Source organism: Terrabacter terrigena (assembly GCF_042676085.1).
GTDB lineage: Bacteria > Actinomycetota > Actinomycetes > Actinomycetales > Dermatophilaceae > Terrabacter > Terrabacter terrigena.
On the sequence record NZ_JBHTKH010000029.1, the window covers coordinates 1 to 5,669 of the forward strand.

At 56.7% G+C, this 5,669-nt stretch carries 3 rRNA genes; all 3 read right to left on the bottom strand.

The annotated features are described in order from the left end of the window. Position 1 precedes the first annotated feature (1 nt). A 5S ribosomal RNA gene (rrf, locus tag ACFQ2V_RS21185) occupies positions 2 to 118 on the bottom strand. 114 nt (positions 119 to 232) lie between these two features. Beyond that, a 23S ribosomal RNA gene (locus ACFQ2V_RS21190) occupies positions 233 to 3,362 on the bottom strand. A 360-nt stretch (positions 3,363 to 3,722) separates the two neighbouring features. Then, a 16S ribosomal RNA gene (locus tag ACFQ2V_RS21195) occupies positions 3,723 to 5,244 on the bottom strand. Together the 16S, 23S and 5S rRNA genes form the textbook arrangement of a ribosomal RNA operon. Between the last annotated feature and the right edge of the window lie 425 nt (positions 5,245 to 5,669).

A 5,669-nucleotide genomic window follows, 5' to 3' on the forward strand; every position in this document is an offset into this window, starting at 1 on the left:
TGTCCGGCTGCGTCCTACTCTCCCACACCGTCACCAGTGCAGTACCATCGGCGCTGAAGGGCTTAGCTTCCGGGTTCGGAATGGAGCCGGGCGTTTCCCCTTCGCTATGACAGCCGAAACTCTATGGAGATATCAAGATCGTGGTCATGCAGCCGTGTGGCCTGTCGGCTTGCATGGTTGCATGTTCCCGTTTGTATCTCGGGAACTGCACAGTGGACGCGTAGCATCTTTGTGAGTCAAGTTATCGGCTTATTAGTACCGGTCAGCTCCACACATTGCTGTGCTTCCACATCCGGCCTATCAACCCAGTCGTCTAGCTGGGAGCCTCTCGCCCTTGCGGGCCTGGAAACCTCATCTTGAAACGTGCTTCCCGCTTAGATGCTTTCAGCGGTTATCACTTCCGAACGTAGCTAATCAGCGGTGCTCTTGGCAGAACAACTGACACACCAGAGGTTCGTCCATCCCGGTCCTCTCGTACTAGGGACAGCCTTTCTCAAGTTTCCTACGCGCACAGCGGATAGGGACCGAACTGTCTCACGACGTTCTAAACCCAGCTCGCGTACCGCTTTAATGGGCGAACAGCCCAACCCTTGGGACCTACTCCAGCCCCAGGATGCGACGAGCCGACATCGAGGTGCCAAACCATGCCGTCGATATGGACTCTTGGGCAAGATCAGCCTGTTATCCCCGGGGTACCTTTTATCCGTTGAGCGACGGCGCTTCCACAAGCCACCGCCGGATCACTAGTCCCGACTTTCGTCCCTGCTCGACATGTCTGTCTCACAGTCAAGCTCCCTTGTGCACTTACACTCAAAACCTGATTGCCAACCAGGCTGAGGGAACCTTTGGGCGCCTCCGTTACCTTTTAGGAGGCAACCGCCCCAGTTAAACTACCCACCAGGCACTGTCCCTGATCCGGATCACGGACCGAGGTTAGATATCCAGAACGACCAGAGTGGTATTTCAACGTTGACTCCACCATCACTGACGTGACGGCTTCACAGTCTCCCACCTATCCTACACAAGCCGTACCGAACACCAATACCAAGCTGTAGTAAAGGTCCCGGGGTCTTTCCGTCCTGCTGCGCGTAACGAGCATCTTTACTCGTAGTGCAATTTCGCCGAGTTCGTGGTTGAGACAGTGGAGAAGTCGTTACGCCATTCGTGCAGGTCGGAACTTACCCGACAAGGAATTTCGCTACCTTAGGATGGTTATAGTTACCACCGCCGTTTACTGGCGCTTAAGTTCTCAGCTTCGCCGTGAGGCTAACCGGTCCCCTTAACGTTCCAGCACCGGGCAGGCGTCAGTCCGTATACATCGTCTTGCGACTTGGCACGGACCTGTGTTTTTAGTAAACAGTCGCTTCTCCCTGGTCTCTGCGGCCGATCACGCTCGGACAGCAAGTGTCGTCACGATCAGGGCCCCCCTTCTCCCGAAGTTACGGGGGTATTTTGCCGAATTCCTTAACCACGATTCACTCGATCGCCTTGGTATTCTCTACCTAACCACCTGAGTCGGTTTGGGGTACGGGCGGCTCGAACCTCGCTAGAAGTTTTTCTCGGCAGCATAGGATCACCCTCTTCCCGCATTCGCGGTCACTATCAGGTCTCAGGCGTCATGCGATCCGGATTTGCCTGGATCGCGCCCTACACCCTTGGACGTGGACAACCATCGCCACGCGGAGGCTACCTTCCTGCGTCACTCCATCGCTTGACTACTACCAGATCGGGTCGTGCGCTCCACACACCCGGTAACCCCGAAGGGTTGATGGGCGTGCTTCAGGCACTTAGCATCACTGGGTTCATCATGGGCGGTTCTTCGCCGGTTCCGGAATATCAACCGGATGTCCATCGACTACGCCTGTCGGCCTCGCCTTAGGTCCCGACTTACCCAGGGCAGATTAGCTTGACCCTGGAACCCTTGGTTATTCGGCGGACGGGTTTCTCGCCCGTCATTCGCTACTCATGCCTGCATTCTCACTCGTGTGGCCTCCACGGCTGGTTCACACCGCCGCTTCCCTGGCCACACGACGCTCCCCTACCCATCAACACGCCTGGACACCGAACCCGCAGGTGTCGGTGCCGAGCAGTATGTCAATGCCACAGCTTCGGTGGTGTGCTTGAGCCCCGCTACATTGTCGGCGCGGAATCACTTGACCAGTGAGCTATTACGCACTCTTTAAAGGGTGGCTGCTTCTAAGCCAACCTCCTGGTTGTCACAGCAACTCCACATCCTTTCCCACTTAGCACACGCTTAGGGACCTTAGCTGGTGATCTGGGCTGTTTCCCTCTCGACTACGGAGCTTATCCCCCGCAGTCTCACTGCCACGCTCTCACTTACCGGCATTCGGAGTTTGGCTAACGTCAGTAACCTGGTGAGGCCCATCGGCTATCCAGTAGCTCTACCTCCGGTAAGAAACACGTGACGCTGCACCTAAATGCATTTCGGGGAGAACCAGCTATCACGGAGTTTGATTGGCCTTTCACCCCTACCCACAGCTCATCCCCTCAGTTTTCAACCTAAGTGGGTTCGGTCCTCCACGCAGTCTTACCTGCGCTTCAACCTGGCCATGGGTAGATCACTCCGCTTCGGGTCTAGACCCAGCGACTATGGGCGCCCTATTCGGACTCGCTTTCGCTACGGCTTCCCCACACGGGTTAACCTCGCCACTGAGCACTAACTCGCAGGCTCATTCTTCAAAAGGCACGCTGTCACCCCACACGCCCAACGGCGGGAGGCTCCAACGGATTGTAGGCACACGGTTTCAGGATCTATTTCACTCCCCTCCCGGGGTACTTTTCACCTTTCCCTCACGGTACTTGTCCGCTATCGGTCACCAGGGAATATTTAGGCTTAGCAGGTGGTCCTGCCAGATTCACACGGGATTTCTCGGGCCCCGTGCTACTTGGGAAATCCACCGGGAGTCCACACCATTTCGTCTACGGGGGTCGCACCCTCTGTGCCGAGCCATTCAATGCTCTTCGACTATGACGCAGATTTCTCACTCCCTGCCAGCTTGTCAGAACTGACTGGCGGGTCCCACGACCCCGGACATGCAACGCCTGACAGCTATCACACACGCCCGGTTTAGCCTCATCCGCTTTCGCTCGCCACTACTCACGGAATCACTGTTGTTTTCTCTTCCTGTGGGTACTGAGATGTTTCACTTCCCCACGTTCCCTCCACACACCCTATATATTCAGGTGCGGGTGACTGGACTTGCCTCCAGCCGGGTTTCCCCATTCGGAAATCCTCGGATCACAGTCTGGTTATCGACTACCCGAGGCTTATCGCAGATTCCTACGTCCTTCTTCGGTTCCTGGTGCCAAGGCATCCACCGTGTGCCCTTAAAAACTTGGCCACAAAGATGCTCGCGTCCACTGTGAAGTTCTCAAAATACAACCGGCACCCCACACCCCACACGAGCAAAGCTCACGTGATCGGCAGGGCCCACGACCAGAAGAAACCAGCCGGCACACACCACAGGCTCCCTCGACAGAGGAAGCCGGCGCGTGTCGTCCGATCCTTCAGGACCCAACAACGTGTCAGGCACCTCCCCCGTCACCGCCTCGTTCCACTGCTGCTCTCCCCGAGGGAAGAGACGAGCTTGTACTTGAGACACACGACCAGGTCGGCGCCAAATAATCGATGTTCCACCCTTGAGCACCCGCTGCCCCACACTCGGGGACAGACCGGGCTGCCATAAATGACTGCTCCTTAGAAAGGAGGTGATCCAGCCGCACCTTCCGGTACGGCTACCTTGTTACGACTTAGTCCCAATCGCCAGTCCCACCTTCGACGGCTCCCCCCACAAGGGTTGGGCCACCGGCTTCGGGTGTTACCGACTTTCGTGACTTGACGGGCGGTGTGTACAAGGCCCGGGAACGTATTCACCGCAGCGTTGCTGATCTGCGATTACTAGCGACTCCGACTTCATGGGGTCGAGTTGCAGACCCCAATCCGAACTGAGACCGGTTTTTTGGGATTCGCTCCACCTCGCGGTTTCGCAGCCCTTTGTACCGGCCATTGTAGCATGCGTGAAGCCCAAGACATAAGGGGCATGATGATTTGACGTCATCCCCACCTTCCTCCGAGTTGACCCCGGCAGTCTCCTATGAGTCCCCACCATCACGTGCTGGCAACATAGAACGAGGGTTGCGCTCGTTGCGGGACTTAACCCAACATCTCACGACACGAGCTGACGACAACCATGCACCACCTGTACACCAGTCCGAAGACGCACCCATCTCTGAGTGATTCCGGTGTATGTCAAGCCTTGGTAAGGTTCTTCGCGTTGCATCGAATTAATCCGCATGCTCCGCCGCTTGTGCGGGCCCCCGTCAATTCCTTTGAGTTTTAGCCTTGCGGCCGTACTCCCCAGGCGGGGAACTTAATGCGTTAGCTGCGGCACGGATCTCGTGGAATGAGACCCACACCTAGTTCCCAACGTTTACGGCATGGACTACCAGGGTATCTAATCCTGTTCGCTCCCCATGCTTTCGCTTCTCAGTGTCAGTAATGGCCCAGAGACCTGCCTTCGCCATCGGTGTTCCTCCTGATATCTGCGCATTCCACCGCTACACCAGGAATTCCAGTCTCCCCTACCACACTCTAGTCTGCCCGTACCCACTGCAAGTCCGAGGTTGAGCCTCGGATTTTCACAGCAGACGCGACAAACCACCTACAAGCTCTTTACGCCCAATAATTCCGGACAACGCTCGCACCCTACGTATTACCGCGGCTGCTGGCACGTAGTTAGCCGGTGCTTCTTCTGCAGGTACCGTCACTTGCGCTTCTTCCCTGCTGAAAGAGGTTTACAACCCGAAGGCCGTCATCCCTCACGCGGCGTCGCTGCATCAGGCTTTCGCCCATTGTGCAATATTCCCCACTGCTGCCTCCCGTAGGAGTCTGGGCCGTGTCTCAGTCCCAGTGTGGCCGGTCGCCCTCTCAGGCCGGCTACCCGTCGTCGCCTTGGTGAGCCATTACCTCACCAACAAGCTGATAGGCCGCGAGTCCATCCCAGACCGAAAAACTTTCCACGCACTCCCCATGCAGGGGCGCGTCGTATCCGGTATTAGCTCCGGTTTCCCGGGGTTATCCCAGAGTCTGGGGCAGGTTACTCACGTGTTACTCACCCGTTCGCCACTGATCAGACAAGGCAAGCCCTGTCGTCACCGTTCGACTTGCATGTGTTAAGCACGCCGCCAGCGTTCGTCCTGAGCCAGGATCAAACTCTCCGTTGATGTTCAAACACCCGACACCCGATCAAAAGACCAGGACCGAGCAAACTTTGAACCCGATGAAGGGCTCGAAAACCTGACTGAAGTCGAACAACCAGCTCAAATAAGCTAGAAGTTCAATTCAACCAAAGGATAATTCGTCCAAGACACCCACAACCACCCCTCATGGAGTGACCGCGCCGCGCCTCGGGACGAGGTAATTGGCATCGATTTTTGACACGCTGTTGAGTTCTCAAGAATCGGACACACACCATCAACCAACCAGACCGGCCAGCCTCCGGGGCAACCCTTCAAACTTACCCGCCTCAAGCTTGGGAGTCAAACCCGCGAACCAGCCTTCAGACCGTCCAGATTCAACCCGCTTGGTATCAGCGGTTCCTGCTCCCCGAAGCCTACCGGATCAACCAGAGTGCCTCGGACCGCTCCAG